The organism is Microbulbifer sp. ABE4_465 (assembly GCF_056160765.1).
Genome location: NZ_JBSWXV010000005.1, coordinates 219,010 through 245,744, shown reverse-complemented (window position 1 = coordinate 245,744; position 26,735 = coordinate 219,010). Strand labels below are relative to the sequence as shown.

The 26,735-nt window shown below is 58.5% G+C and carries 31 protein-coding genes; 16 read left to right on the top strand and 15 right to left on the bottom strand.

The features are described 5' to 3' along the window. The first annotated feature begins 24 nt into the window (after positions 1-24). Complete coding sequence (locus ACXAG1_RS11010) at positions 25-1,275, top strand: MFS transporter (protein ID WP_475092455.1); 1,251 nt, start codon at positions 25-27, stop codon at positions 1,273-1,275. 45 nt (positions 1,276-1,320) lie between these two features. Then, a complete protein-coding gene (locus ACXAG1_RS11005; protein WP_475092456.1) occupies positions 1,321-2,307 on the top strand; it encodes an HPP family protein in 987 nt (328 codons plus the stop codon). A gap of 38 nt (positions 2,308-2,345) precedes the next feature. Here the strand turns inward: ACXAG1_RS11005 and ACXAG1_RS11000 are convergent, their stop codons facing one another. The 7 genes from ACXAG1_RS11000 to arsC form a co-directional block, all read right to left on the bottom strand. Beyond that, positions 2,346-4,100, bottom strand: a complete 1,755-nt coding sequence (locus tag ACXAG1_RS11000; protein WP_475119728.1) for an alpha-amylase family glycosyl hydrolase — start codon at positions 4,098-4,100, stop codon at positions 2,346-2,348. A gap of 46 nt (positions 4,101-4,146) precedes the next feature. Next, on the bottom strand, positions 4,147-5,370 hold the full coding sequence (locus ACXAG1_RS10995) for a glycosyltransferase family protein (protein ID WP_475092458.1): 1,224 nt from the start codon (positions 5,368-5,370) through the stop codon (positions 4,147-4,149). A 33-nt stretch (positions 5,371-5,403) separates the two neighbouring features. Continuing rightward, positions 5,404-6,252, bottom strand: a complete 849-nt coding sequence (locus ACXAG1_RS10990; protein WP_475119727.1) for an HAD-IIB family hydrolase — start codon at positions 6,250-6,252, stop codon at positions 5,404-5,406. 310 nt (positions 6,253-6,562) lie between these two features. Next, on the bottom strand, positions 6,563-8,431 hold the full coding sequence (gene sppA, locus ACXAG1_RS10985) for a signal peptide peptidase SppA (protein WP_475119726.1): 1,869 nt from the start codon (positions 8,429-8,431) through the stop codon (positions 6,563-6,565). 222 nt (positions 8,432-8,653) lie between these two features. Further along, positions 8,654-9,064 (bottom strand): DUF2069 domain-containing protein, encoded by a 411-nt coding sequence (locus ACXAG1_RS10980; RefSeq protein ID WP_475092461.1) that lies wholly within the window; start codon positions 9,062-9,064, stop codon positions 8,654-8,656. Further along, complete coding sequence (gene wrbA, locus ACXAG1_RS10975) at positions 9,057-9,671, bottom strand: NAD(P)H:quinone oxidoreductase (RefSeq protein WP_475119725.1); 615 nt, start codon at positions 9,669-9,671, stop codon at positions 9,057-9,059. Before wrbA ends, ACXAG1_RS10980 begins: the two co-directional genes overlap by 8 nt. Continuing rightward, the gene (gene arsC, locus ACXAG1_RS10970) at positions 9,671-10,015 is read right to left on the bottom strand and encodes an arsenate reductase (glutaredoxin) (RefSeq protein WP_475092463.1); all 345 of its coding nucleotides are present in this window, start codon (positions 10,013-10,015) and stop codon (positions 9,671-9,673) included. Before arsC ends, wrbA begins: the two co-directional genes overlap by 1 nt. A 183-nt stretch (positions 10,016-10,198) precedes the next feature. On the opposite strand from arsC, the gene ACXAG1_RS10965 reads away from it, so the two are divergent. The 13 genes from ACXAG1_RS10965 to ACXAG1_RS10905 all read left to right on the top strand — a co-directional run bounded on the left by ACXAG1_RS10965 (position 10,199) and on the right by ACXAG1_RS10905 (position 20,123). Beyond that, positions 10,199-11,590, top strand: coding sequence for a YihY family inner membrane protein (locus ACXAG1_RS10965; protein ID WP_475092464.1), 1,392 nt, complete (start codon positions 10,199-10,201; stop codon positions 11,588-11,590). Beyond that, entirely contained in the window at positions 11,547-12,038 is a 492-nt protein-coding gene (locus tag ACXAG1_RS10960; protein WP_475092465.1) for a TlpA family protein disulfide reductase, read from the top strand. Before ACXAG1_RS10965 ends, ACXAG1_RS10960 begins: the two co-directional genes overlap by 44 nt. 131 nt (positions 12,039-12,169) lie before the next feature. Beyond that, a complete protein-coding gene (locus ACXAG1_RS10955) occupies positions 12,170-13,564 on the top strand; it encodes an L-cystine transporter (RefSeq protein WP_475119724.1) in 1,395 nt (464 codons plus the stop codon). Positions 13,565-13,685: 121 nt separating this feature from the next. After that, entirely contained in the window at positions 13,686-14,135 is a 450-nt protein-coding gene (locus tag ACXAG1_RS10950) for a hypothetical protein (RefSeq protein ID WP_475119723.1), read from the top strand. Positions 14,136-14,150: 15 nt separating this feature from the next. Further along, complete coding sequence (locus ACXAG1_RS10945) at positions 14,151-14,678, top strand: RNA polymerase sigma factor (RefSeq protein WP_475092468.1); 528 nt, start codon at positions 14,151-14,153, stop codon at positions 14,676-14,678. Next, on the top strand, positions 14,675-15,064 hold the full coding sequence (locus ACXAG1_RS10940; RefSeq protein WP_475119722.1) for a hypothetical protein: 390 nt from the start codon (positions 14,675-14,677) through the stop codon (positions 15,062-15,064). Before ACXAG1_RS10945 ends, ACXAG1_RS10940 begins: the two co-directional genes overlap by 4 nt. Beyond that, entirely contained in the window at positions 15,057-15,350 is a 294-nt protein-coding gene (locus ACXAG1_RS10935) for a hypothetical protein (protein ID WP_475092470.1), read from the top strand. The genes ACXAG1_RS10940 and ACXAG1_RS10935 overlap by 8 nt, the downstream gene beginning before the upstream one ends. Next, positions 15,343-15,888: a DUF3106 domain-containing protein gene (locus ACXAG1_RS10930; protein ID WP_475092471.1), complete on the top strand. Its 546-nt coding sequence runs from the start codon at positions 15,343-15,345 to the stop codon at positions 15,886-15,888. Before ACXAG1_RS10935 ends, ACXAG1_RS10930 begins: the two co-directional genes overlap by 8 nt. 162 nt (positions 15,889-16,050) lie before the next feature. Next, positions 16,051-16,674, top strand: a complete 624-nt coding sequence (locus ACXAG1_RS10925) for a glycine zipper 2TM domain-containing protein (protein ID WP_475092472.1) — start codon at positions 16,051-16,053, stop codon at positions 16,672-16,674. A gap of 49 nt (positions 16,675-16,723) precedes the next feature. Next, a complete protein-coding gene (locus tag ACXAG1_RS10920; protein ID WP_475092473.1) occupies positions 16,724-17,056 on the top strand; it encodes a PepSY domain-containing protein in 333 nt (110 codons plus the stop codon). Positions 17,057-17,131: 75 nt separating this feature from the next. Next, a complete protein-coding gene (locus ACXAG1_RS10915; RefSeq protein ID WP_231757771.1) occupies positions 17,132-17,806 on the top strand; it encodes a response regulator transcription factor in 675 nt (224 codons plus the stop codon). Then, complete coding sequence (locus ACXAG1_RS10910; RefSeq protein ID WP_475119721.1) at positions 17,806-19,248, top strand: ATP-binding protein; 1,443 nt, start codon at positions 17,806-17,808, stop codon at positions 19,246-19,248. Before ACXAG1_RS10915 ends, ACXAG1_RS10910 begins: the two co-directional genes overlap by 1 nt. A gap of 32 nt (positions 19,249-19,280) precedes the next feature. Next, positions 19,281-20,123, top strand: a complete 843-nt coding sequence (locus ACXAG1_RS10905; RefSeq protein ID WP_475119720.1) for a polysaccharide deacetylase family protein — start codon at positions 19,281-19,283, stop codon at positions 20,121-20,123. 56 nt (positions 20,124-20,179) lie between these two features. On the opposite strand, the gene ACXAG1_RS10900 is transcribed toward ACXAG1_RS10905, so the two are convergent. The 5 genes from ACXAG1_RS10900 to ACXAG1_RS10880 form a co-directional block, all read right to left on the bottom strand. Next, positions 20,180-21,295, bottom strand: a complete 1,116-nt coding sequence (locus tag ACXAG1_RS10900; RefSeq protein WP_475092476.1) for an MJ1255/VC2487 family glycosyltransferase — start codon at positions 21,293-21,295, stop codon at positions 20,180-20,182. A gap of 64 nt (positions 21,296-21,359) precedes the next feature. Further along, complete coding sequence (locus ACXAG1_RS10895) at positions 21,360-21,887, bottom strand: phosphatase PAP2 family protein (protein WP_475092477.1); 528 nt, start codon at positions 21,885-21,887, stop codon at positions 21,360-21,362. 169 nt (positions 21,888-22,056) lie between these two features. Next, positions 22,057-23,136, bottom strand: coding sequence for a saccharopine dehydrogenase family protein (locus ACXAG1_RS10890; RefSeq protein WP_475092478.1), 1,080 nt, complete (start codon positions 23,134-23,136; stop codon positions 22,057-22,059). Between the two features lie 38 nt (positions 23,137-23,174). After that, a complete protein-coding gene (locus ACXAG1_RS10885) occupies positions 23,175-23,396 on the bottom strand; it encodes a DUF1653 domain-containing protein (protein WP_475092479.1) in 222 nt (73 codons plus the stop codon). A gap of 14 nt (positions 23,397-23,410) precedes the next feature. Then, positions 23,411-23,731: a DUF3301 domain-containing protein gene (locus ACXAG1_RS10880; RefSeq protein ID WP_475119719.1), complete on the bottom strand. Its 321-nt coding sequence runs from the start codon at positions 23,729-23,731 to the stop codon at positions 23,411-23,413. 55 nt (positions 23,732-23,786) lie between these two features. Here ACXAG1_RS10880 and ACXAG1_RS10875 point away from each other — a divergent pair, with 55 nt between their 5' ends. After that, positions 23,787-24,482: an SDR family oxidoreductase gene (locus ACXAG1_RS10875; RefSeq protein ID WP_475092481.1), complete on the top strand. Its 696-nt coding sequence runs from the start codon at positions 23,787-23,789 to the stop codon at positions 24,480-24,482. A 14-nt stretch (positions 24,483-24,496) separates the two neighbouring features. On the opposite strand, the gene ACXAG1_RS10870 is transcribed toward ACXAG1_RS10875, so the two are convergent. Genes ACXAG1_RS10870 through ACXAG1_RS10860 form a run of 3 tightly spaced genes read right to left on the bottom strand, consistent with a single transcriptional unit; the run spans position 24,497 to position 26,707 of the window. Then, positions 24,497-25,270 (bottom strand): TSUP family transporter, encoded by a 774-nt coding sequence (locus ACXAG1_RS10870; protein ID WP_475092482.1) that lies wholly within the window; start codon positions 25,268-25,270, stop codon positions 24,497-24,499. Between the two features lie 24 nt (positions 25,271-25,294). Next, positions 25,295-25,594, bottom strand: a complete 300-nt coding sequence (locus tag ACXAG1_RS10865; protein WP_475092483.1) for a GIY-YIG nuclease family protein — start codon at positions 25,592-25,594, stop codon at positions 25,295-25,297. Between the two features lie 24 nt (positions 25,595-25,618). Next, entirely contained in the window at positions 25,619-26,707 is a 1,089-nt protein-coding gene (locus ACXAG1_RS10860; protein WP_475119718.1) for a PA0069 family radical SAM protein, read from the bottom strand. Between the last annotated feature and the right edge of the window lie 28 nt (positions 26,708-26,735).

The window sequence follows — 26,735 nt, the reverse complement described above, 5'->3', positions numbered from 1 at the left end:
GAGACTGATTTTTCGGATTCTGTAATGGCTTTTCCCGCACTGGCGGTTCGACTGCGTACTTTCCTGCTCGGCTTCAGCGGCACCTCCCTGGCTACCGGCCTGCAGGTGGTATTGCTGCCATGGATTGCGGTGTCATTGGTGGAGTTGCCTGCCCTGCAGTTGAGCTGGGTGCAGGCATCCGTATTGCTTCCCAATCTGATTTTTCTTCTGTTCGGCGGCGCCCTGGCGGATCGCTTTGATGCCGCGCGCGTGGCTGCGCTGTCTTGCCTGGGGCTGGCCCTGTGTCACGCCACTCTGGCATTTTTCCTTATGCATGCCATCCCGAGTTTGGCGCTGTTACTGGCGTACGGTGTCAGCCTCGGATTTTTTACCGCTTTTTTACAGCCCGCGCGGGAGAATCTGGTTCAGCGCGGTGCCCGCAAGCCAGCCAATGGTAGCCCCCTGCAGGAGAGCCAGGTACAGCACCTCGTAACCTGGATGATGCTGGCTCAGTACGGCGGCCAGGCGATGGGGATGCTGCTGGCCAGCCGCTTTGATCACTGGGGAGCAGAACCGCTGTTACTGATTCAGGTGGGTGTATTGACCATTGCCGCGGTGTTTTTCTTTTGCCTGCGCCGCAGCGGCCCGTCGAAAGTCGCGGTGGCGAAAAGATTGCCTTCGGCATTGTTGGAGGGGTTTGCGGAAGTACGTAAGAGTCGCGCCATTTTTGAACTGGTGTTGTTGGTGGGCTTTAACGGCCTGGTGCATATCGGCGTGTTTCTGGTGGTATTACCGTTAATGGCGGAGAGCTACGGACGCGGTGCCAGCTACTACGCAACGCTACAAATTGCGTTTGTCGCGGGTACTGTACTGGCCACGATTGTGATGTTGCGGCGGGGGCAGGGGGATCAACCGGGGCGCGGTGTTCTGATGTGCCTGCTGTACAGTGCGGCATTACTGATTGCCATCAGTTTTGGCCCCACCGCGTTCGGGCTGATGCTGTTGTGCGCCTGCTGGGGTGCGGTGGCGGCAGCTTCCGCGGCGCTTGGAAAATCCATCGTTCAACTGCTGGCGCCGGAGCAGGTGCGCAGCCGCATTATATCCATCTATCAATTTTCCCTGTTCGGCTCCGCGGCCATCGGTGCTCTCGCCGCCGGAATCATCAGTGAATTTACTGCGCCGCTAACCACACTGTGGTGGGCGGGGATCTTCAGCCTGTTTGCCTTTGTTCTGGTATGGATAAGTGGTGCCTTGCGCCACCTGAATGTCCGTACCCGCGAAAATTCAAACCCTTAACAATCGATTATTTACATAGCGCCAATTTGACCAACGGGGGTTACTTTGCGTCTGATCAGCGAGCTGCGCGCCTACCTGGGCATTGAAAAAAACAATACCAGCCATCGTGAAAAACTGATTTCGGCCCTGGGCGCGGCCCTGGCGATTCTCGGGGTATTCTGGGTGACGCAGCGGGCGCTGTCTGCGGGTGTCATCGATATCTCCACCAGCTATTTCATCATTGCATCCATGGGCGCCAGTGCCGTGTTGCTGTTTGCGGTTCCACACGGTGCACTTTCCCAGCCGTGGTCTCTGGTGGGGGGGCATCTGGTTTCGGCGCTAGTGGGCGTTCTCTGCCACCGCTGGATCGGTCCCGAGTTGCTGGCAGCGGCCACGGCGGTGGGCATTGCGGTTGCGGCCATGTACTACCTCCGCTGTATTCACCCGCCCGGCGGTGCCACAGCCCTGACGGCCGTTACCGGCGGCGAAGCGGTGTACCAGTTGGGGTTTGATTTCCTGCTAGTGCCGATTTTGACCAATGTGCTGTTGATCCTCGCGGTGGCGGTTGCATTTAACAGCCTGTTTTACTGGCGTCGCTACCCGGTACATCTGGGGCGGCGGCGAAAAACCACTGCGACCGCAGAGCCCGAATCGCGCGAAACCGAAATTACTCAGGAAGATTTTGCCGCGGCGATCCAGGAGCAGGATTCTTACGTGGACATCACTGCTGAAGGGCTCACCGAACTACTGGAATTGGCCAAACAGCACGCGGAGCGCAATGTGGTACACCCGCAGGAAATTGTGGCGGGACGCTGTTACAGCAATGGCAAGCTCGGCAAACTGTGGAGCGTGCGCCAGGTGGTGGATGAATCGCGGGAACCGCCGCCCACCAAGGATCGCATCATTTATAAAGTCCTCGCGGGGCACGGCGCCTTCGATACCGGTATCTGCCTGCGGGAGGAGTTCCGCCAGTGGGCGCGCTTTGAAGTCCAGATGAAAGGCGGGCACTGGGTGAAATCCCGCGAGAGTGTGGACGACGAACACCCCGAATGACGGAGGTCCGTCGCACTGCCTGCGCATAACCGATTTGATTACCAGCGATTGCTGATCCACATGGTCTGATAAGGGTCAAGCGTCACTGTTGCCAGCATATCGTCGAAGGTCGCATCGCTGACTAAATCTTTCCATTGGTCTGTGCCGATGAGATTGATGGCGTTCAGATGAATGGTGTGGGGCTGATCGGAAATATTGTTCAGGCAGAAAATACTCTGCCGGCGATCCAGACTCTGGCGCCAGAACGCGAACACCTGATCCCCGAGATGCAGGGTGAACTGGGTGGCGTTGGGGTGGAAGGCCGGTTGTTCACGGCGCAACTGGATCAGCCGGCGCAGTTTGTGAAACACCTGGTGGTGATGGGTTTCCGGGTTGGCCAGGCGCTCATTCAACTCCTGCTCCTGCCACTGACGGCGATTGATGGCGCGGTTGTGGCCGTGTTCCTTCATGCGCTCGTAGTCGTTGGTGGTGCCCACCAGGCTGTGCAGATAAAACGCGGGGATTCCCTCCAGCGCCAGCATAATGGCATGGGCACAAACAAATCGCGCCAGTTGCCAGCTGTCCTCGCCCTCGGTGGTTCCTTTTAACGCGTCAAACAGGGATATATTGATTTCGTACGGTTTGTTGCTGCCGTCGTCCAGTGCGCGCCAGGAAATCTGCCCGCCGAAATTCTCCATGGTCTGAATCAGGGCTTCCTGCTCGCTGTCATCCAGCAGACCTTCTACCGGTCTCAATCCGATACCGTCGTGAGAGGCGATAAAATTGAAATAGGTCGTACCGTTTTGGGCCGGCGGCATGCTCATCAGCCAGTTTTTCAGATAGCGGCAGTTGCCGGTCACCAGGGTGTTGACCAGTAGCGGGGGCAGTGAAAAGTTATAGATGCAGTGGGCTTCGTTGGCGTTCCCGAAATAGGACAGGTTTTCCTGATTGGGAATGTTGGTTTCGGTAATAATCACCGCATTGGGGTTGGCGTGCTCAATCAGAGTACGTAGCAGTCGCACAATTTCATGGGTCTCCGCCAGATTCAGGCAATTGGTGCCAAGTACTTTCCAGATAAACGCTACCGCATCCAGACGGAACACTCGCACGCCCATATCCAGATACAGGCGAATGATATCCACTATCTTGGCCAGTACCTTCGGGTTGGCGAAGTTCAGATCGACCTGATCGTGACCGAAGGTGCACCACACATGTTTTGTGCCCCGCGGTGTGTCGGTGGCGCGCAGCAGCGGTGTGACCCTGGGGCGCACCACTTTACTGAGATCTTCCTTGGGATCTGCCTCGACGAAAAAGTCGCGGCCAGGATCGTCCCCCTCCTGATAATTCAGGAACCAGTCGTGCTGGGCCGAACAGTGGTTGATGACCAGGTCGGCCATCAGGTGAAAATCGGTACTGATCCGCAGAATATCGCTCCAGTCTCCAAGGGTTGGATCCACTTGCTTGTAGGCGGATACGGCAAAGCCGTCGTCACTGGAATAGGGGAAGAACGGTAAAATGTGCACCGTATTGATCAGCATCGGGAAATGCGCCTGCAGAAAATGATGCAGGGTTTTCAGCGGTGGCTGGTTATCGTTCAGGATACTGTTGCCGTAAGTAATAACGGCTATATCGGTCTGGTCCCAGAGGTTTTTATGGGCGAGGGGGCTCTGGCAGTCATCGTCCAGTCGCATGGTGCGTATGAGCTCCTGGGCGATGGGCTCGACTTCGAGATCCGGATAGATAAATGCCAGGTGATCCACCACCTTCTGGTGTAAAACCTCCTTGATGGGCAACTGCGCGGTCGGTTGGTTCACTGTATCCCCCGTTGTATGGCTGATCTGGTCGTTCAAAGTTTTATTTTTATGCGTTGTATTCTTCGTAGTCCGCTTCGACGGCTTGCTTGAGTTGTTTCAGAAATCCGGGCTCCGCACTGGTAATTCGGTTCCAGCTGGGAATAAACGGCGTTTCCATCGGGTTGTCCAGGAAGGCCTGCCCAGCTTTCACCAGGTTGCTGGCAAACAACTCAACGGTCTGCTCTTCTTTGTGAATGTCGAACTTCAGGCCGTTGATCAGCGCATCGTTGCGGTAGGTTTCCACAAAATCCAGCGCGATACGGAAGTAGGTTGCCTTGATACTGCGGAAGGTCTCAGAGGAAAACACCGTGCCCTGGGTCGCCAGTTTGCGGAAGAAAGACTTGGCAATATCGATGGACATTTTTGACAGTCCACAGTGCTCGTCGTCGAAGGAGACATCCTGGTGTTTATGATCGTAGGAGTGTGCGATATCCACCTGACACAGCCGGTTGGTGGAATAGTTGCGATACATTTCTGAAAGCACGCCGATTTCCAGCCCCCAATCGCTGGGAATACGCAGGTCGTTGACCACGTCGCGACGGAAAGAGAACTCGCCGGCGAGGGAGTAGCGGAAGCTGTCCATATACTCGAGGTATTTGGTGTGGCCGTAGATTTTTTTCAGGGTGCGGATCAGTGGCGTGACCAGAAGGCGGCACACGCGGCCGTTGATTTTTCCATTGGCCACGCGGGAGTAATAGCCCTTGCAGAACTCGTAGTTAAACTGAGGGTTGGCCACCGGATAGAACAGGCGCGCCAGCATCATGCGGTCATAAGTGACGATGTCACAGTCGTGCAATGCAATGGCTTCACCGCGGCGAGAAGCCAGAATGTAGCCCAGGCAATACCAGACATTTCGGCCTTTTCCCGCTTCCTGTGGCGCGAGACCATCTCGCTGTAACTGGGCATCCAGCTCGCGCAGGCGCGGGCCATCATTCCACAATACCCGCACGTGCTGCGGCAGGATTTTGAATTGCTTTAGTGCATCCCGGTACTGCTCTTCATTGGCGCGGTCCAGTCCGATGACGATCTCTGAAAGGTAGGGAACTTCTGCCAGGATTTCGAGAATCTTCGGTAGAGCCTCTCCTTCCAGCTCTGAATACAGGGAAGGTAGCAGCAGCGACATGGGGCGATGCTTGGAGAAACGAATCAGGTCAGCCTCCATATCTTCGAGGCTGCGGTTGGAAAGGTTGTGCAGGGTCGTGATATCACCATTCTGAAAAAAATCGGTCACGGTTTGCTTCCTGTTTTACGACGGTAGAAATTTTTACAAGGGTAGAAATTCGGTGGCGAGAATGTCCTGAACTGCCAGTGCCCAGCCCAGGGGGCCTGTTTCCTGGGTGATGATCAGCTCGGGATGATGCGCTAGCTCCGGGGGAGGATGTGCCGGCGAGCGCACAATAATGGCGACGTCGGCGATCCGGAGCATATCCAGGTCGTTGGGCCCGTCGCCGCTCGCGATCAGTTTGCATGGGCGTTCGGTATAGTGCTGATAGGTTTTCTTGAGCAGGCGTGTCGCCTGCCCCTTGTCGGTCTGGCCCAGCACGTGCAGAAAACGTCCGCCCTGCAGAGTGGCAAAACCCGCCGCATTTGCGCGGGCGGTAAAGGTGGCTTTTTCCTGTTCGGTACCGCGCCACAATAGCGGCTCGGAGTATCCGCGACGGTTTGCCTGCTCTGCTTCGCCGGCACTCAGGCCCGTGGCAGCAACAATTTCTGCATTGTTCGCGGCGGAAAAACTTAAATAGGGCACTCCGTGACGCATGCCGTCGGTGTGGAGGAAATCGACAATACTCTGGCGCTGGGCGCCGGGCTCCAGCACCCAATATCCATCTTCTTCACGGGCATGCTCGGGTTTGTGGGGGAAATAATTTCGAGGAATAAAAATGGCCGATCCGTTTTCCACAATAAACGGATGACGATTTTGTAGCGTATCGCGCAGTGTCAGTATTTCGTCGCGGGTTTTGCTGCTATTCAGGATGACCGGGATACCGGCGGTTTCCAGTTGATGCAGCGTGGCGTCGGCGGGTTGGTGGGAGTAGCTGAAGTGGTCCAGCAGGGTGCCGTCCAGATCGCTGGCGATCAGCCACTGGGTTTTCGGGCTCGCTATTGTGGTCATTCGATTCCGTTTTCTGGCTTCTTTTTTTGGCCTGGCGTCGGCACGTAAAAACGCGCGCTCTATTCAGGTAATCCAAAAATAGTGCCAGTCACAGAAATTTGAGCCATTGCACCGCTTCAGAGCAATGGATTGGCGCAGTAATCCTTTAGTTCGAAATCCTCGGGCCACAAGAGTGCGGAGACTGCCTCGAAATGGTGAGGGTGGCGGGCGTGAAAAGTTGGTATGCACCACTTGGGTGCGCGGCGGCTTGGGCAGTGAATGTGAGGGGGGAAAGCCTCACCGGTTGGGCCGGTGAGGCATCGGGAAAGGGTCAGGGCGCGGTACACCCCAGACAGCGCGCATAGAGTGCGCGGGGATCTTTAAAGGATTTCAACTCGGTCAGTGGCTGCACCGCAGGCTGAATACTGTTCAGCCAGGCGCCCAGAGGCAGATTACGCTCGACGCTTGCGGAAATCTGTGCGTCCACATTTTCTGCCAGGGCACGCATGACTTTTTCGCTCGGGGTCAGCTCGCGCTGAATTTCCATCACTTCATACTTTTCCAATTCGGCCAGCTGTGCGGCATCGGCGATGGCATCGTTGAGGTTGCCCAGCTCGTCCACCAGACCCAGTTCGTGTGCGGTGCGGCCGGTCCACACCTGACCCTGGGCGATTTTGTGGATTTCCTCTGGCGTGCTGTTGCGCGCTTCCGCTACCAACTGCAGGAACTGGGCGTAGGTGTGCTCCACGCCCTGTTGCAGGATGTCCGCGGCGGCCTCTGGCAAGGCGCGGTCCAGGCGCATGGTGCCGGCCAGTTCGGTGGTGCCCACGCCGTCGTTGTAGATCCCCAGGTGCTCCAGGGAGTCTTCGAATGTCGGGAAGGCGCCAAATACACCGATGGAGCCGGTAATGCTGGAGGGAGATGCCCAGATGCGATCGCCGCCGGCAGAAATCCAGTAACCACCGGAGGCGGCAACACTGCCCATGGAAATTACCACGGGAATACCGGCTTCGCGGGTGGCGAGCAATTCCTGGCGAATGGCTTCTGAAGCAAAGGCGGAGCCGCCGGGGCTGTCGATACGCAGGACCAGTGCCTTGACGTTTTTCTCGCGGGCTTCGGCAATCAGTTTGCCGAGCGTGGCGCTACCGATCTGTCCCGCAGGCGCTTCGCCATCGATGATGGCGCCAGCGGCGCTGATCAGGCCAATCTTGTCTTTTTGCAGGCGCGGATCCGGCAGGTTGGTCAGTTTCACCTGGCGCAGGTAGTCGTGGGCGTGGATGCCGCTGTACTGGGATTTGTCGTCGTTGGCGACGCCAACCACTTCCTGCAGCTCTGCGATGGCGGCGCGGCGGGTGAGCAGTTTGTCGACAAACTTGTTGGCCAGTGCGGCCTTGGCCCAGCTTCCGCCTTCGGCGCGCAGGTTTTGCGGCAGGTCGGCGATATAGCTGTCGACGGCATTGGGCGGCAGGTTGCGCAGGCCGGTGACCTGTTCGGTGTATTCGCTCCACAACTGGTGCAACCAGCGGGCGTTGTTTTCCCGGGAGGCGGGAGACATATCGTCGCGGGTGTAGGGCTCGATAAAGTCTTTGTAGTCGCCCACGCGGAATACATGGAAGTTGATTTTCAGTTTATCCAGGGCGCTTTTGTAGTAGTTGCGGTAGCTGCCGAAGCCGGTGAGCAACAGGGAGCCCATGGGGTTCATATAGACCTTGTCGGCGTGGCTCGCGAGGAAGTACTGGCCCTGGGTGAAGTTGTCGCCGATGGCGTAGACCGGTTTTTCGCTGGCTTTGAAGCGCTGCACGGCTTCGCCGACTTCTTCGAGCTTGCTGAGGCTGGCACCGGCGAGGTGATCGAGTTCGAGCACGAGTGCGCTGATACGGTTGTCGTTGGCGGCGGCGTCGATGGCGTCGACGAGGTCTTTTACACGGGTTTCCGGTGGTGAGGCAGGGCCGCCCAGGAAGCTGGGAACGCCACTGGGTTGGCTGACTTCGTCGACGAGGAAGCCGCCGGGGGCAACTTTGAGGGCGCCGCCCTGGGGTACGGTGATGCGCTCTTCACCGCCGAAGATGGCCATGCCGATAAACAGGAGCAGAAGCAGGAAGAGGATGTTGGTGAACACCCGGCGCAGCCAGGTGATGGCTCCACCAATGGCGCCAAAAAAGCGACGAATAGGGCCGCGACGTCTTGTTGATTCGGTCAAACCTGAAACTCCTTGTGCCGGTCTGTCTAATACGGTTCTGTGGCGACCCGCGTGGTGCTTGGAAAGTTAAGTGGCGGCACTGCTACCGGGTACAGCCTTGTGAGACACGCCGTGAACCCTTCCATGGGGGCTCTTCCGCGAGGTCCCTCTCGCGGAAGGTCTCACAAGGCTGTACCCGGTATCAGCGCCTTCGCACTGACTTTCAGTGCGATTTATAAGTAGTTAAACGCTGGTATTTTCGTTTGCTTGTGCATTCTGCAATTGCACTTGCCAGCGGCTGGTCATCATTGCAGATACAAACAGAATAAGGCTCAAAGCGGTTAGCACGCCATGCTGCCAGCCGCGTGTAGGCATCATTACGTCGACGATACCCGCGGTGATATAGAGCAGCAGGATAAAACATAGCCATAGATAGGCGCGTTGGTGCTGTTTGAGCAAGCCTGGCAACACCAGCAGTAGTGGAACGGTTTGCAGTATCCACCACTTGAGTGAGCCGTCGAGGAACAGGTTCCATACCGCGAACAGTAGCAGAAGGCCGCCGTAGCAGAACCAGTTGAGCTTGCGCGCGACGTCCAGTTTGCGGGTGAGGCTGGCGGGGTCGATGGGTTTGCGCTGTTTTTTCTGTTTAGCCACGGTGGTCTCCCAGTTTTTCGGCGAGGGTGGCAATGCGTTTGCCGAGGGCGCGGCACAGGGTGGTTTCGTCCTGGCTGAGTTCGCCGTCGTTGCCACCGGCCCAGTGGGAGGCGCCGTAGGGGGTGCCGCCGGTGGTGGTGTGCATGAGGGCGCCTTCGGAGTAGGGGATGCCGGCGATGACCATGCCGTGGTGCATGAGTGGCAGCATCATGGAGAGCAGGGTGGTCTCCTGGCCGCCGTGGAGGCTGCCGGTGGAGGTGAATACGGCGGCGGGTTTGCCGCTCAGGCTGCCGTCGAGCCACATGTCGCTGGTCTGATCCAGAAAGTAGCGCAGGGGCGAGGCCATATTGCCGAAGCGGGTGGGGCTGCCCATCAGCAGGCCCGCGCAGTTGCGCAGGTCGTCGGCGGTGCAGAAAGGAGCGCCGCTGTCGGGTACCGGCGGTTCGCTGGCTTCGGTATTGGGGGAAACCGCGGGCACGGTGCGCAGGCGGGCTTCCAGTCCGGTTTCTTCAATACCGCGGGCGAGTTCCGCGGCCATTTTGGCGGTGGCACCGTTGCGGCTGTAATAAAGGACGAGGATGTACGGCGCAGTTGATGCGGAAGCCACTAGATCAGCTCCAGTACATTTTCCGGCGGGCGGCCGAGCACGGCTTTGTCGCCCTTGATGACGATGGGGCGCTCGATGAGTTTGGGGTGGTTCACCATGGCGTCGATCAGTGCCGCGTCGCTGTGGGCCGCGTCTTTGAGATTGAGTTCCTTGTAGGCGTCTTCCCCTTTGCGCAGCAGGTCCCGCGGGGCGATGCCCAGTTTGCCGAGGATGTCTTTCAGCGCTGCAGCGTCTGGCGGCGTTTCCAGATAGAGCACGATTTCCGGCTCGATATTGTTTTCCTGCAGCAGTTGCAGGGTCTGGCGAGATTTTGAACAGCGGGGGTTATGGTAGATCGTCCACATCGAAAGCGTATCCTGTTAAGGTTTGGCGTATTCTAACAGCACTCTGTTGGTCGTCTACGCTGAGGTATGGCGTACTTTTTAGACAAAATGCACGGATTTTTCCGCCAGATTCACCGGAAAATGGCGGACAGCTCCTCTTTTAAAAAATGGTTTGGCAAGCCGAATAACAAACTGAGAAGACCCATGACTGAAATGGTGCACCGCTGGCGTCGCTTTTTTACTTCCCTGTGGACCGTATTCAACGAAAAGAACTGCCGGCAGAATGCCGCTGCGCTTACCTATATGACGCTGTTTGCCATAGTGCCGCTGGTAACGGTGAGCTATGCCATGTTGTCGCTGTTTCCGGATTTTGCCGGGCTTGAGAGCAAGATCCAGCAACAGATCTTTTCCCACTTTGTGCCGGAAAGCGGGCGTGAGGTGCAGGATTACATCAACAGCTTTTCTACCCAGGCCCAGCGCCTTACCGGGGTGGGTATTGGCCTGCTGCTGTTGACCGCAGGTTTTATGCTGAAAAACATCGAGAACACCTTTAATGCCATCTGGGATATTCCCAAGGGGCGCCGGGGTGTCTCCAGCTTCCTGCTGTACTGGGCGATCCTGAGCCTGGGGCCGATTCTGCTCGGTGCCGGTATGGCCGCCACCACTTATCTCTTCTCTCAAAAAGTACTCGCCCAGAACGACAGCCTCGGACTGCTGCCGATAGTGTTACGGGTATTGCCCTGGGTATTTACCGCCATCGCGTTCACGCTGTTGTTTGTTGCGGTTCCCAACTGCCGGGTGCCGTTGCGCCACGGTCTCGCCGGGGGGGTGATTACCGCGTTTGCCTTTGAGGCGGCCAAGTATCTGTTTGGTGCCATTGTCGCGCGCAGCTCGGTACAGGCGATTTACGGTGCCTTCGCCTTTGTGCCCATGTTCCTGATCTGGATCTACCTGATGTGGATGATCGTGCTGGCGGGTTGTGTGCTGGTGCGGACCCTGTCGGCCTATCACGCGGCGGCCCAGGGGCGAAATTACTCCGATCTGGTGGCGACGCTTTCCATCCTGTGGAAGTTTTTCAGCAAGTATCAGCAGGGCCAGACCATTAGCGATCAGGATATTTCCCGCGCGGGGATTCGCCCGGCCCAGTGGCGCCGTATTCGGGAAATCCTGCAGGCCAACAAGGTAATTGGGCAGACAGACCGCAACGATTACGTTCTGGTGCGGGATCTGGATTCAGTCACTCTGCAGCAGATGCTGGACTGGCTGCACCCGGCACCGGTACCGGAGAGCGGTCACCGCGAGTTGCAGGTGCGCCCGTGGTACCGAGACGTGGAAACCCGTTTCCGCGAGGCGCGGGAGTTCTCCCGCGAGCATCTGTCGCAGAGCCTTGGGGACCTGTTCCGGGAGTCCATGTCCAAGGAAATGCTGGAGAAAACCGTGGATACCGGCAATCTGGAACCGGCCAAGCTGCCTGCCTCGGTGGAAACGGTGGACGATTCCGTCGACAACAAATCCAGCGCCAGTAAATCTGCCAACAAGGGAAGTAGCCGCAATGCGCGCAGTAATAAGCCATCCAGCAAAACGGCCAAATCTTAACCCGGTTGCCGCGCTACTGTTGCTGATGGCGCTGGCAATTGGCGGTTGCGAATCCCGTAGTGGCGGGCTTACCGCACTGAATGGCGACCGGCTGGAGACCGGCGGCAAAGTGTTGCTGGTGAATTACTGGGCCGAGTGGTGTGCGCCCTGTCGAGAGGAAATACCCGAGCTCAATGATTTTTATCGCGAGCATGGTGAGCAGGTACTGGTGCTGGGGATCAATTTTGATCAGCCGCCCGCGGAGGAAGTACAACGCCAGGCCGAAAAGTTTGGCATCGCCTTCCCGCTGCTCGCCGCGGCACCGGAAGGTCGCTGGGGGCAGGCGGTTCCTCAGGTTCTGCCATCGACCTTCATTATTGATCGCAATGGCCAGTGGCGGCGTACCCTGGTAGGGCCGCAGACGGCCACCTCGCTGCAGGAAGCAATCCGTCCTTATCTGGAGCAGTAGGTCGCCGCACAATCAGCCGCCGCGCATGCTTCTACCGGTATAACCAAAGCGTCTTTTAGGGGAAACTGCGCCAGCTGTTAGGATGTCTTCGATTTTTTAACCTCGAACACGCAAACTGGGACTCAAATTCAATGCAATTGGGTGCACTGCTACTGCTGGCGTTTTACCTGTTCCTTCTCTGGCCTCTGGCGCGCTGGCACCGCAGTCGCGACTCCCTGGCACCGGCGGTATTTGCCGGCTTGTTGCTGGGCGTATTGCTGGGTGGCTTTATGCAACTTGCGGAAGGCTGGGGTGTGGACGTGCCCTGGGTGCTGGACTGGGTGGGGCTGATTGGTGATGGCTACGTAAACCTTTTGCATTTGCTGGTAATGCCGCTGGTGTTGATTTCCATTCTGGCGGCGGTAGTAAAGGTCAGTAATACCCGCTCGCTGGGCAAAATCAGTGTATCGGTACTGGCGGTATTGCTGGGGACCACCGCAATTGCTGCATTGATCGGTGTAATGATCGCCCACCTGTTTGGCCTTTCTGCAGAGGGCCTGGTGGAGGGCGCGCGGGAAGCGGCACGGGTAGAAGTGCTCAACGAGCGCATTGGTCGTGTCAGCGACCTCAGTATCCCGGAAATTCTGACCTCATTTATTCCGCGCAATATTTTTGCCGACCTCGCCGGCCAGCGGGACACCTCGGTAATTGCCGTGGTGGTCTTTGCAGTATTACTGGGGCTGGCGGCACTGGCGGTGCGCAGGGAAAACCCGCAGCAGGGCGCGGCCATCGAACACTTCGTTTCCGTGGCCCAGGCCTGGGTGATGAAGCTGGTGCGCCTGATTATGGCGTTCACCCCATACGGTGTAATGGCGCTGGTCACGGCGCTGGTGGCCAAGTCCAGCTGGGCGGATATCTTCAACCTGTTTAATTTCGTGCTGGCCTCATTTGTCGCCATTGCGCTGATGTTTGTGGTGCACGCGGTGCTGCTACTGGTGAATGGCATTAGCCCTTTGCACTATTTCGCCAAGGTATGGCCGGTGCTGGTGTTTGCCTTCAGCTCCCGTTCCAGTGCAGCGACGATTCCGCTGAACGTGGAAACCCAGATCGACGAGCTGAAAAACTCCCCGGCCATTGCTAACTTTTCTGCCTCCTTTGGGGCCACCATCGGCCAGAACGGTTGTGCGGGTATTTATCCTGCCATGCTGGCGGTAATGGTAGCGGTGCCATTGGGGATCAATGTGTTTGACCCGGTTTGGCTGGCCTCTCTTATTGCCGTCATTGTGATCAGCTCTTTTGGTATCGCCGGCGTCGGCGGCGGCGCCACCTTCGCGGCGCTTGTCGTGCTACCTGCCATGGGCCTGCCAGTACAGATTGCCGCGCTGCTGATTTCCGTGGAGCCGCTGATTGATATGGCGCGCACCGCGCTCAATGTGAATGGTGCCATGACTGCCGGCACCCTGACTCAGCGCTGGTTGGGCGATAGTACGGGTGAAAGCAGCGGTGGCGATGACCACAGCAGAGAAGAAGCGACCGAGGCCAGTTAATTCAAAATTTTTTCATCGTTTTTTTGATCGTAGTGTCAACCAATGGCGCGCCTGTGCGTTTTGATAAGAGAACAGAGCAGTTCTCACCCGTACAGCGGGGATTACAACAAGGAAACCACCGATGAAACTGATCAATAAATCGACTCTCTTTTTCACCGTAACGATGCTGTTTTCCGGTGCCGCACTGGCCGAAGATGGCGAGGCGCTGTCGAAGCACCTGGATAACAAGGGCGACCGTATCGAAAATCGCCTGGACCGTCGCGGTGATCGCATCGACAGCCGCCTGGATAACAAAGGCGATCGCATCGACAACCGGCTCGACAACAAGGGCGACCGGATCGATAACCGACTGGACCGGGCGTCACAGCGTGCCGAAGCCAACGGTAACGACAAGCGGGCCACCCACCTGGATAACAAGGGCAATCGCATAGACCACCGGCTGGATCGCAAGGGCGACAAGATCGACAATCGACTGGATCGCAAAGGTGACCGTATTGATCGCCGCCTCGACCGCAAGGGGCAGGGTGTCGACCGCCGCATGGACCGCCGCAGTGAGCGGGTTAAAAAATAAGAGCCTTCTCGCTGCATGGAACAGTTTCTCGCCTCGGTAGAAAAACGAGCCTATTCCATGGCTGCGATGGCCGTAGGGAACCGGGACGACGCGCTGGATATCGTGCAGGACGCGATGTTTTCTCTGGTCCGCCGGTACAGCCACAAACAGCGGGAGCAATGGCGCCCGCTGTTTTTTACCATTCTCAGTAACCGCATTACCGACTGGCACCGCCGCCACAAAACGATTTCCCGCTGGCAACTGTTGCGAGAAAAGTTTGCCGGTGATGACGGTGACGAAGACGGCTTTGATCCGGGTATTCTCGAAGACACCGCTGGACCGAGACCGGAGCAGGGTGTTTTTTCCCAATACACCCTCGACGCGATTGAAGCGGCGGTCGGCCGTTTGCCACCTCGTCAGCAACAGGCGTTTTTACTGCGCTGCGTTGAGGGCTTCGATATCGCCGAGACGGCCACCGCAATGTCCTGCAGCGCCGGCAGTGTCAAAACCCACCTTTCCCGGGCGCTTGTCGCCCTGCGTGCGCAACTGGAGGAAGTGCGATGAATTCGCCGGAAGATCAAGCGAGTGGCCAGAGCCGCAAGCATGTGCGCAATCAGCAGCAGTTGATTGCCGGCGCCCGCGAGGCCATGGTTCGGCGCGACGAAAAACTCGACGGGGAAACCCTGTCGCGCCTGTGTCGCGCGCGCTCGGCAGCGCTGGATGAGGCTGCAACAAAGTACTCACTGGCAAATCTATGGTTGCCCGCGGGTGCAGCTGGTGTTGCGGCGATGGTCGTGGTGGCACTGTTGATCGGGCGGGGCGACACGCCACAAAAGGATGAAATAGATCTGCTGGCGGACGTGTGGATTCTGGATGAAGAAACCGAGCTGGAAATGATCGAAGACGTGGAGTTTTACCAGTGGTTGGCGGAGGAGGCGCTGGATGGCTAATCGTGCTGGCCGCTTCTTGCAAAAGCGCCTGGGCAAGCCGCGGCTATCGCGCCTGATTTTGGCGTGGACGCTGTTGGCGTTTCCCGCGGCCTTTGCCAATGAACCGTTGGATGAAGATTTTTTACTGTTCCTGTCCGACTGGACCGATGACACTGGCGAATTTGTTCCGCCCAGCGACCTGCAAGAAGGCTGGACAGAAGAACCTGCGCCGTCAGAGTCAAAATTGCAACCAGCCGCCGATATCGAACAGCAAGTACAGAGCAAGCAAGGTGAGCCAGATGAGTAACGCCACAATGCGAAATAGGGTATTGAGGGAACTGATGGTACCGAAGGGATTGCGCCGCGGATTCCGGTTGCCGCTGTTGCTCGCGCTGTTTTTGATGACGACGGGTTTGACGGCGATGAGTAGTCAAGCCTGGGCAGATCCCGTCACCTGGCAGCAATTGAACGAGAGTGAACGTCAGCTGCTGCAACGATTCGAGAACCGCTGGAATGAATTCACTCCGGAGCAACAGGCACGCCTGCGCCAGGGGGCGGAGCGCTGGTCTTCCATGACCCCGGAGCAGCGCCAGCGGGCGCGTCAGGAATTTGGCAAATGGAAGCGGCTTACCCCTGAGCAGCGGGAGAAACTGCGCGACGCCTATCAGCGCTTCAAGGCACTGCCCCCGGAGCAGCGGCAAAAGATCCGCGAAGCCCGTCAGCGCTTCCGTCAACTGTCGCCGGAGCGCCAGAGGCGTTTGCGTGAACGCTGGCAGAGCTTGTCTCCGGAGCAGCGCCAGCGTTTCCGCGAGCGCCGCCGGCAGCGCCTGGAATCGTCGGAATAGTCTCGGCTATATTCTTGCCAAAGTTCAGTTTCGATTCAGCCAGTTCCCCGTAAAGTGCTCCCATCGGCCGCTTTAAGGCCGCAACAAGGCACACGGTAGTGACCAAACGCAGAGTGTGGTCACGCCAGGGCGCCAGAGTCCGGGTCTCAGGGAGTACTGAACATGGCTACAGCAAACAAATGGTTCCAGCAGTTGGCGTTCGCCGGTCTGACCGCGGCCCTGGTCGGCGTAAGCGTCTCTGCCACTGCCGGTGACAGCGGCTACCCAGAGCCGTACGAAGGCCAGTATGTTGGCCAGCAAGGCTACCACTACGCCACTGTCACCGGCGTAACGCCTGTCTACAATGATGTCCGGGTTGTCGAACCCAGAACCCAGTGCTGGGACCAGACCGTCACCTATCAGCAACCTTCCCCTGCCGGCGCCATTATTGGCGGCCTTGTGGGCGCGGCTGTTGGGCGCAACGTGGTGAAGGGGCACAAGCACCGCGGCTATCGTCATTACGGCCGTCACCACTATCGCCACCACCACCGCGCCAATAAGGGCGCGGGTATGGTAGCGGGCGCTGCGGTGGGCGCGATCATTGGCAGCGCGATCAGCCGCAACCAGGCGCCGGTGCAATACGGCACCGAGCAACGCTGCCAGGTAGTGGAAGAAGTGAGCACCCGCCGGGAGCTGATTGGTTATGACGTGAACTACCGTTACAACGGCCAGGAATATCTAATTCGCACTGACCACCATCCTGGCGATAGAATTCGGGTTCGCGTAGACGTCACGCCGGTATTGTGAACATATATTGTTCTTTCAGCGGCGTTGTGGAATTGACAGGAGCAGAGCTGTGAAAGTCGCATTGGTTTGTCTGTGGGTGGCCGTTCTGGTCGCCGCGCCGGTTTCCGCATCCTCGCGGTATCAGGGGGATGTGCCAGCCCCGAGGATCGCCAGCGTTCACAAACTGCCTATGCAGCCCCTAGCCAGTTTTCGGGTGCAAAACAAGGGCATCTCTAAAAATGAAGCCGCCGCAATCGTAAAGCGCCAGTTCGGTGGCAAGATTCTGGCGATCAGTGAAGTCCAGCGCAAAGGCAAAGCCGCCTACCGGGTTAAGGGACTTTCTGACCAGAGTCAGGTCTATGTAGTGTTCGTTGATAAACAGAGCGGGCGTATCTCTCGCTAGTCAACCGCGAAGAGGTCGACAAGCGAACGCTCGCCCGCACAACGACTGCCGAAAAGAATTTATTGAGGAAAGACCATGCGCGCACTGCTGGTGGAAGATGAGCACGCCCTGCGTGAACAGTTGGCGGCCTCCCTGCGCAAGGGGGGATACACCGTGGACGAAGCCCCGGACGGCGAAGAAGCCCTGTACCTCGGGCGAGAGTTTCCCTACGACGTAGCGGTGATGGATCTGGGCCTACCCAAGGTGGATGGCATTCAGGTGATCGAGACCCTGCGCAAGGAATCCCGGCATTTTCCCATTCTGATCCTCACCGCCCGCGGCCATTGGCAGGAGCGGGTGCGCGGGCTCGAAGCCGGTGGTGACGACTATCTTACCAAGCCCTTCCATACCGAAGAGCTGCTGGCCCGGCTCAATGCGCTGGTGCGCCGTTCTGCGGGATTTTCTTCACCCACCATCAATGCGGGCCCCATCGAACTGGATACCAGTGCCCAGCGGGTAAAGGTGTCCGGCAGTGAGTTGGAGCTGACTTCGTTCGAATACAAGGTGCTGGAATATCTGATGTTGCACCCGGACGAAGTGGTGTCGAAAACCACGCTCACCGAGCACATTTACGAGCAGGATTGCGATCGCGACAGTAACGTGATCGAAGTGTTTATCGGTCGCCTGCGTAAAAAACTGGATGCCGCCGGTGGGGTCAAACCGATCGAAACCCTGCGCGGGCGCGGCTACCGCTTTAGCCCGGCGGACTGATGGCATGGTGGACGCGGCTGCACCGCCTGAGGCAGGTGCTGTTCCGCTGGGTACACTCCCTTTCTGGCCGCCTTTCTCTGATGGCCACACTGGTGTTACTGGTATTCCTCGCGGTTTTTTCCGGGGTGCTGGAGCGGGCTTTCCGCACCTCGCTGGATGAAGCCAAAGCGCGGGAACTGCAGTTGCACGTGTACACGCTGCTGGCCGTGGCGGAACCCGACGGCGATACCCTGCAACTACCCCTGAGCCTGCCGGAACCCCGGTTCAATCAGCCGGACTCCGGCCTCATCGGCGCGGTGATGGATGCGCGGGGACGGGTGATCTGGCGCTCTCCCTCGGCATTGAGCCTGCCGAATTTTTCAGCCCTTCCTCTTCCGCTGCCGCTGCGCCAGGGGCAGCAGGTATTTGCCGAAGTGCAGATGCCGGATCTGAATCAGCCTTACACCAGCTTTCGCCAGGGTATTGCCTGGGGGCTGGACAACGAACTGCAATTTACCTTTGTTGTGCTGGAAGACGCGGCGCCGCTGTATGCCCAGCTCAAGCAGTTCAATACCACGCTGTGGCGCTGGCTGGGTATCGGTTCACTGGCGCTGATCGCCGTGCAATTACTGGTGCTGCAATGGGGGCTGGCGCCGTTGCGCGGGCTGACCCGCGCGCTGAAAAACATGCAGCACGGCGGCGCCGATCGCCTGCAGGGTCGTTTTCCCCAGGAGTTGGTCCCGCTCACTGACAATCTGAACCTGCTGATCGAGAACGAACGACGCCAGCGAGAGAAGACCCGGCATACCCTCGGTGACCTGGCCCACAGCCTGAAAACACCCCTGGCGGTGCTGAAGGGGATGGATGTGGCTGCCGATCCCCGCAGTGCGCAGCAGGCGCTGGCGGAGCAGGTAGAGCGGATGGATAGCATCATCAGTTACCAGCTGAAGCGGGCGGTGACGTCTTCGCCAAAATCGATTCTGCGCGGCGTTCCGGTACAACCGCTTGCGGAAAAAATTCTGTCCGCGCTGGACAAGGCCTATCGCCACAAAACCATCGATGCCGAATTGCTGTGCGATGAGTCCGTTCTGTTTTACGGCGATGAAGGGGACCTGATGGAAATGCTCGGCAACCTGCTCGATAACGGCTACAAGTACGGTGGCGGTAAACTGCTGGTGAGTATCCGCAATACCGAGGATCGGCGGCGGCTTGAGATTACTGTCAGCGACAATGGCCCCGGCCTGTCCGAGTCCCAGTGGCAACATGTGATCCAGCGCGGTGTGCGCGCGGACCAGCAACAGCAGGGGCAGGGGATCGGGCTTGCGGTAGTGGTGGATATTGTGGAGAGTTACCACGGTTCAATCGGTCTGGTGCCATCGGTCCGGCGCGATGGTGAACCGCGCGATGATGACCAGCGCGCAGACGCAGACCTCGGGGGGCTTACCCTGCGCGTCGACCTGTAAAACCAAATAAACAATAAACAAAAGGAGTTGGTATGTTTTCTCGACCTTCCAAGACGTTGTCTCGCGGCCCGAGGTTTGCGCTATTGGGCCTTATCACCTGCGCATTTGCGGCGCCCGCGCTCGCCGCCAAGGTGCCCTCGCTCTGGCCCGGCGGTGCGGAAGTAGCGGTGGTGCTGACGTATGACGACGCACTGGATTCCCATCTGGATGTGGCCATCCCCCAGCTCAACGAGCACAGATTTCCGGGCACGTTTTATTTGAGTGGCGCGCGCCCCTCAATCCGCATGCGTCTGCACGAATGGCGCCGCGCCGCGGAAACCGGCCACGAGCTCGGCAACCATATGCTGTACCACCCGTGCCGCAAATCAGTCGCCAACCGCAGCTGGGTAAAGCCCTGGCAGGATCTGGATAAGTACACCCTGGAGCAGTTTGTCGACGAGGTGCAGGCTACCAACAGCATGCTCGAAGCCATCGACGGAGAGCAGCAGCGCACCTTCGCCTATCCCTGCGGCGATATGGTCGCTGGTGGGGAGGATGTGGTGCCGGAGCTGAAAAAGCTGGTGCCCGCAGCGCGTCTGTTTTCTGCAGATGGACAGCACCAACCTGCGGACAAGGATTTTTACCGGGTCGCATCGTTTGATGGCGCCGAGAAAAGTGGGGAAGAGCTGATTGCCGTGGTGGAAGCCGCGCGGGAAAACAACAGCCTGGTGGGCTTTATGTTTCACGGTGTGGGTGGGGATTACATCACCGTATCTGAAAAAGACCACCAGGCACTGCTGGAGCATCTGGCGGCACACCCAGATCGCTATTGGGTGGCTACCATGCGCGAGGCGGTGGAGCACCTGAAAAAAGAACAGGCGCGGCAAAAACTCTGATCAGCCCGGTCTACGCCGTGCGGGCGTAAACCGATTGGCGATCAGTGCGAAGGCGCTCAGGAGCTTTCGCTGCCCTTGGCGCCTTCGATTTCTTCCGCTGTTTCCAGTGGAGTATTGGTACTGGCCCGCTCCCCGCGGCGCTGACCCGGGACCACGCCCTGCCACAATTTGTCTGCCAGAGCCTGTGGCGACTCGCTGCGCCCGTCGGCGACCCACTGCACGATGGCGTGCGCCACATCCGGCCAGGCGATGCGCACGCCCCTGGGGTGCTCTTCCAACCAGCGGCCAATGGTCAGTGCATCGATATGCTCCACCACCTTGGCCAGCTGCAGCTCTTTTAGGGCCATGCCATTGGCCTCCTGTTCGAACTGTCCCTTGAGCGGGCGGGTGAGGATCGGTTTGCCGAGAGTCAGGGTCTCCGCGATCAGCTCAAAGCCGCTATTACAGATGACCGCACGTGCGCTGGCGACGTCGTGACGGAAGCCTTCCACCGATGGAGCCTTGAGGGTGATGTTATCTGCCTTGGGCAAGTCTGTGGGCAGGCCGTACACAATAAATTGCTGTGGCAGTTGTGCCAGGTGTTGCAGCAGTGGCGCCGCATGCTCAAACGGCAGGTAGACCAGAATATGGTCCTGTTCCACCGGGGCCGGTTCTTCGTGCGCGTGGGCGATAGGCGGCAGGATCGGGTGGCCAAAGTGATACCAGTGCATGCCCAGGCTTACCGGAACCGGCGCGAAGGCTTTCATGATGCTGCGCGCAACCCAGCCGAAGGCCGGGGTCGGAATGGCGAAGTTGAATGCGTACTGGTGACCGAGGCCCAGGCTCGGACATTTGCGCTTTTTCGCCGCCCAGGCCGTGACCGGCTCGAAGTCGCTGATGACCAGGTCAAAATCGTTCACCGGCAGATCGCGAATATCTTTCAGCAGTTTGCGCACATCCAGTTGCCTGGCGGTCGCCAGCTTATCGATCTTGCCTTCCTTGTGCACAAAGGTCAGGCCTTCGCGCCACCAGTAGTCACCAAAGGCTTCCATGGCAAAGAGCTTTTCCGGCGGGCGACCGGAGAAAAGCCACTGTACTTCCAGATTGGGAAATTGCTGAAAGGCTTCTGCCATGGCCCTGGCGCGGGAAATGTGGCCGTTACCAGTACCTTGAACGCCGTACAAAATTTTCAAGTTGCTTCTCCGGGAGAAATGCGAGGGTTGTCAATTTCTGGAGCAGGGTGGTGCTGCGCAATAGTTATAGCAGTACGCCGCTCACCGCGAAGCCAACACCGATGCCAAGTAGCGCACCGGCAAACACATCCGTGGGGAAGTGCACGCCGAGGCCTACACGGGAAGTGCCGACGCCCGCGGCCCAGAGGTATCCAAGCGCCCACAGAGGGTTAAGGCACTGAGCGAGCATGGTCACAAACAGGAAGGCGCCGGAGGTGTGGCCCGAGGGCAGGCTGAAGCGGTCATTGGCCACCACGATGGAGCGCAGTCCCGGAATGGATTCCGGCGGCCGGTTGCGGCGGGTGGTATTTTTGATGGTCCAGTAAAGGGAGCGCTCGATGGCGAATGCGGCACCGCACACGGTGAAAAACTGCAGTGCGGCGCTCAGGCTCATGGCCGCGACCACCAGCGGTGACAGCAGGTAGAGCCAGCCGTCGGCAGAGCGGGACAGCAGCAGATAGTTTCTGCGGGATGCCGGCCGTGTCGCCCGTTCTGCCATTCGCAGCACCAGTGACACATCGACGGTTTTCAGTGTGATAGGTAAGCTTCGCATACGGTAAAAGTACGAAGCCTATGTTGCGCAGACTTGAACAAAATATGTCAGGTCTGTGAAATCTGCCCCTTTTGCAGGAAATTAGTGGGTCCCGTCATGCCGGACTTGATCCGGCATCCAGTCTCGCGGCGCTGGATTCCGGGTCGAGCCCGGAATGACGGGGTTGGCTTCAATCAATACCAATCTTGATGGCACCAGACCCCGGCAGCTTTTCCACCAGCTCGTGACCGCACAGTTTTGAAGGGGTGAAATAACCCCCTTCTCCCTGATAGTCGAGCAGGAACTCCACCACCGCAAGGGAGCCGTGCACGGTCACATCGTAGCCGTTGGCGGTAACTACACGTCCCACCCGGCGCTCGCCGCGGCGGTCATTGCGCACTTCGCCCCACACCCAGGTTTGCTGCTCTGCGCGCTGGTTTTCGCTGGGGCCGCGGACCTTGTCGTCGACCTTGCCCTTGAGCCAGTTCTGCACCCATTTCATGCGCAACAGCCAGCGGAAGGCGTTCAGTTTCTGCATTTTTTTAGCCCGGCGCGGGCTCATGGGGATGTACACCTCGATATTGGGAATCTCGGTGGAGTAGTAGGCGGTGGCGACGTCACCCCAGGGAATGGCGACGGCGAACTTTTCACCGCGGCCGAAATTGATCTTGCGGGTCAGCTCGGCGTGGGGCGTCATCTCGATCTTGCCGTTGCGACGCACCGCGCCACCCACGCCGAGGCTTTCGATCGAGGTCTTGGCGGTACCGGGGCTGAGGCCGGAATCCGAATCGAATCCCAGGGTCAGGTGCGTAGCGCTGTACATTTCCCTGTGCAGAGCGGTCGCCAGGCAGTCTGTCGGAATCACATCAAACCCGGTGCCCGGGCACAGTACCACGCCGGCGGCGCGGGCTTCCGCATCCAGGCCATGGGCCAGTTGATAGACCGACATTTCACCGGTGATGTCCTGGTAGTGAGTGCCGCTGGCAATACAGGCGCGGATCATCGGTTCGGCGGTGGCCGAGAATGGCCCCGCACAGTGAATTACCGCCGCCACATCCTTCAGGGTATGTGCGAGCGCGTCTTCATCGTCCAGAGAAACGGCAATGGCGGGCAGGCCAAGCTCTGTGGCCAGCGGCTGCAATTTGGCCGCACTGCGACCGGACAGAATGGGCTTCAGGCCCTTGGCCACGGCTTTGCGGGCAATCAGCTCGCCGGTATACCCATAGGCGCCGTATATCAGGATGTGCTTTTTGTTAACCGAGTTGTTCACCGAGTGTCCTTATTGTCTTTTTTGGGCGAAGCCCGGTATCAGTCGAGGGGGCGTTCCAGGGCAAAGCGCGCGATCGTCTCGCCGTCTTTCTCAATGGTTTCCGCAAACATGGTGAGGGGGCGTGCCCACACACCGAACTCATCATACAGAGCGCGGTAGATCGCCAGTTGTTCCCCGGTCTCGCTGTGGGTGGCAATTTCCATCAGGTGATACAGGTTGCCTTTGTAGTGCCGGTAGATACCTTTTTGTGGGGCTTGCATAGAACTCACGTGGTTTAGTCCAAATGAAAAGGAGAGAGCTGAATCTGGGTAATACGCTGCCCGTGCAGCACGGCAATGCCACTGTAGCGGCGTTCACCGGTAGAGGTGAATTCAAATTCGTATTGCCGCTGCAGCCGCACATGACCGCGCCGGTCGCGCTTCAGGCGGGTGCGGTTCAGCATCACCGTATCGTCCAGCAACTGCACACCGGTTTTTGCACAGTGATCTTTTACGATGCGCCGCACCCGATCCTTGGCCGCCATACCGGCCCAGAAATACCAGGCGGGCAGTGCCAGGAGAGAAATCCAGAAGAGGTCGGCGAGCGAGTAATACATAAGCGTTGCAGTTGCTATCATCAAACCGCGCAAGAATACCACCACAGGAGGAAACATGTCTGGCACGATTCTCATCACTGGCTGCAACCGCGGCATCGGACTGGAAATGGCCCGCCAATTTGCCGCGGATGGTTGGAAAGTGATCGCTACCTGCCGCAATCCCTCCGCCGCCTGGGAATTGAGCGAGCTGGCGGAGTCCCATGAAAATCTGCAGGTACACGGGCTGGATGTCACCGATTACCAGCAGCTCGAGGAACTCGCGCACAGTTTAGATGAGCTTCCGCTGGATGTACTGGTCAGCAACGCGGGCTATTACGGCCCGAAAGGGGTGACCTTTGGCAGTGTGGATGTGGAAGAGTGGCGCAAGGTGCTGGAGGTCAACACCATCGCACCCTACAAACTGGTGGAAGCATTTGCTCCCCACCTGACCGCCGGAAAGCGCAAAGTGATCGGTGTACTGAGCAGCAAGGTCGGCAGTATCGATGACAATGGTTCCGGCGGTGGTTACCTGTACCGCTCATCCAAAACGGCGGTCAATCAGGTTGTTAAGAGCCTGTCCATCGACCTGGCGGAACAGGGCATCCGGGTGCTCGCGTTGCACCCTGGTTGGGTGCAAACGGAGATGGGGGGTCCCAACGCATTGATTTCCACTCAGCAAAGCGTGCAAGGACTCAAGCATCTACTGCTGAACGCGACACCGGAAGACAGCGGTTGTTTCTTCAATTACGACGGCTCGGAAATTCCCTGGTAAATCACTGTGCTTTCCTAGGGGAGCGGGATCAGGTCCAAATGCTGGGCGATCTGCCCAAGAGACATCAGTATGCACATGGTGATCACCAGAGGCCGGATCAGGCGGGTGCCGCCGGCGAGCATGGTGTGACTGCCGATAAAGGCGCCCAGCATCTGCCCGACCATCATGGCGCCGCCAATGGTCCATATCACCTTGCCACCTGCGGCAAACAGCGCGAGGGAAACCACGTTGGTGGTGAGGTTGAATAGCTTTGCGCGGATAGTAGCGGTGAGCAGGGTCTGCCCGCGAAACGCGACCCCGGAGGCCGCGAAGAAGGTGCCGGTTCCAGGACCAAAGGCCCCGTCGTACACGCCCACGGCGGGCACGCAGGTCAGCGCCCACTGCTTTTCACTCATTTTCCCCTCACGTTCGCTGTTGCCCATATTGGGGGTAAACCACACGTACAGCGCGACGCTCAACAGCAACAGGGGTATTACCCAGTCGAGCCAGCTGGTATCCACCCGCTGAATCAGCCAGGCACCCACGCCCGCACCAATCCCGGCAGTAATTACTGGGAAAATAAGTGAACGCTCGCGCAAATGCCCCTTGGAATACAGCGTGGCCGTTGCGGTAAAGGTACCCAGAATCGCCTGACTCTTGTTTGTGGCCAGTGCGGCCACCGGTGGTACACCGGCGAGCAACAAGGCGGGTACCGTCAGCAGGCCGCCGCCACCGGCCAGGGTATCCACCCAGCCCGCCAGCATAGCTACGGCAAACAGAATCAACAGCAGGGTCAGGGTGATTTCCATCGGGTACTTCTTGGATAAAACGGTTTAGGGTTTTTCGGTAGGGGAGTTCAGTGATTCTATCGGCAGGCTGAGCGCGCCGGCGATCAGTGCTTCTTTGCGCGCCTTGCTCCATTTCTTGATCTGCAGCTCCAGTTTCAATGCTTCGGAGTGACTGTCGACCCCCTGCTGGAATTCCAGGGTCAGGGGGCCGCGCCCACGCAGTGCTTTTGCCGCTTTTGGGCCACTACTGTTGTGCTCTTCAAAGCGCCGTTCAACGTCTCGGGTAATGCCGGTATAGAGCGACCCTTTGTTGGTGCGAATCAGGTAAATAAACCAGTCGGACAAAACACTACCGTCGATAAAAAGCGATTAAAACAGACTCTGCTGATCCCCGGACTGGGGTGGCAGGGTGAACTGGCTGCAGTCCAGGTCCAGCTTGCGTGCATTCAGCCCCAGCTTGCGACAGGTTATCCGAAATCGCTGCCGCAGTAACTGGGCAAATACGCCGGTACCGCGCTGGCGCTGTCCAAATTCCGCCTGGTTGTCCTTACCTCCGCGACTCTGTTGCACCAGGCTCATGACGTGTTGCGCCCGCTCGGGGTAGTGCTCCGCCAGCCACTGGCGAAACAGGGGCGCTACCTCAAAAGGCAGCCGCAGCAGAATATAGGCGGCGTGGATGGCACCTGCCGCGTGGGCGCGCGTGAGTATCTGTTCCAGTTCCGAATCGTTGAGGGCGGGAATCATCGGCGCGGCCATCACTGCGGTGGGAATGCCGGCATTGGCCAGCGCTTCAATGGTGCGCAGGCGCGCCGCCGGTCCTGCGGTGCGCGGCTCCAGCCTGCGTTTCAGTTCGTTGTCCAGTGTGGTTACGCTGATGCCCACGTGCACCAGATTGTCCCGGGACATTTCCGCCAGAATGGGCAGGTCACGCAGGATCAGCTGGCTCTTGGTGACGAGGGTGACCGGGTGGCGATAGCGTTGCAGGGTTTCCAGTATCCGGCGAGTGATCTGTTTGTCTTTCTCGAGCGGCTGGTAGGGGTCGGTATTGGTACCCATGGCGATGGGGCTGCACTGGTAGCTCTTTTTGCGCAGTGCCGATTCCAGCAGTTCCACCGCATTGGGCTTGTAGAACAGCCGCGTTTCAAAATCGAGCCCGGGCGACAGGTCCATATAAGCGTGGGCCGGGCGGGCGTAGCAATAAACACAGCCATGCTCACAGCCCCGATAGGCGTTGATCGACTGGGTGAAGGGAATGTCCGGTGAGTTATTGGTGGCGATGATCGATTTTGCCTTTTCCTCGATCGCTACCGTCTCGATCCGCTCCTGAGGTTCCAGCAGGGTCTCCCAGCCGTCACTCTCGCGGCTGCTAACCTGATTTACAAAGCGTCCCGCCAGGTTACTGATGGCTCCGCGGCCCTTGAGGGGTTGGGTGGGGTTGTCGGGAGCGTCATTGGCCACGGTGGGTATTCGGTGCTTGGCTGTATGT